Below are 793 nucleotides of genomic sequence, written 5' to 3' on the forward strand. Positions count from 1 at the left end.
TCGATCGAGGCGGTCCGAACGGTCGCGAAACGGGTCCGCCGGTTCGACCGTCCGGACGCGTACACCTGCTACAACGTCGACCTCACGCGACAGCTGCGATACTGCCTCGAAACGGACACGCCGGCTGGCCCCGACCGATCGGTTCGCGACCTCCGAACGGTACGCCTGGATTTCCCCGGCCACGAATCGGGCGTCGAGTCGCTGCCGCGGCTCTCCGTCGACGGTGACCGAATCGATTCGTCACCGCGAGGGGTCGTGGAAGGCGTTCGGGCGGCGCTGGATGAGCGCGACCCCGATGTGCTAGTCGTGTCGACGGCCGACCTCGTTCCGTTGCTGTTCGAGGCGGCCGACGCGTACGACGTCGACCTCGAACTCGGACGGAGACCGGGGTACACGAAACTCGCCGGCGAGTCGACGTACACGTCCTACGGGAACGTGGGGCACTCGCCGGCGCGGTACGCGGTCCCCGGACGCGTCATCGTCGACGAGTCCAACTCGTTCTTCTATCACGAGTCGGGGCTCGAGGGGTGTCTCGACCTCGTCAAGCGCTCCGGGTTGCCCTTACAAGAGCTCGGGTGGGCCTCCATCGGACGCGTGTTGACGGCGATGCAGATCCGGGAGGCCCGGAACCGTGACGTGCTCGTTCCGTGGCGGGCGTGGCGGCCGGAACTGTTCAAACCGGCGTCGACGCTCGATGACGCCGACCGCGGTGGAACGACGTTCGCCCCCGACGCGGGCGTCCACGAGGACGTCCACGAACTCGACTTCGCGTCGCTGTATCCCAACATCATCC

General features: G+C 67.2%; 1 pseudogene. It reads left to right on the top strand.

What is annotated here, in order from left to right:
• Positions 1 to 793 (top strand): annotated as a pseudogene (locus DJ73_RS04555) (DNA polymerase domain-containing protein); the annotation flags it as partial.

Source organism: Halorubrum sp. Ea1, from assembly GCF_002252965.1.
Classification (GTDB): domain Archaea; phylum Halobacteriota; class Halobacteria; order Halobacteriales; family Haloferacaceae; genus Halorubrum.